This is a genomic window from Pantoea sp. SIMBA_079 (assembly GCF_046940275.1).
Taxonomy (GTDB): domain Bacteria; phylum Pseudomonadota; class Gammaproteobacteria; order Enterobacterales; family Enterobacteriaceae; genus Pantoea; species Pantoea borealis.
The window spans coordinates 1-239 of record NZ_JAWRYR010000865.1; the positions used below are offsets into that span (position 1 = coordinate 1).

Genomic DNA, 239 nt, shown 5'->3' on the forward strand with positions numbered 1-239 from the left:
GAAGGAAACCGACGGCGGCGCGCATGGCGTGCTGGTTACGGCGGTTTCGCCGATCGCCTTCGAACAGGCGCTGGGCATGGTGTCGCGCGGCGGCACTGTCTCGCTGAACGGCCTGCCGCCCGGCGACTTCCCGCTTTCCATCTTCAATATGGTGCTGAACGGCGTTACAGTGCGCGGATCGATTGTCGGCACCCGGCTCGATCTGCAGGAGTCGCTCGATTTTGCCGGTGATGGCAAGG

The 239-nt window shown here is 64.4% G+C and carries 1 protein-coding gene; it reads left to right on the forward strand.

Translation table 11 applies throughout. The annotated features are described in order from the left end of the window. On the forward strand, window positions 1-239 hold a 239-nt coding region (locus SB719_RS22395; protein ID WP_412160066.1), incomplete at both ends, for a zinc-binding dehydrogenase.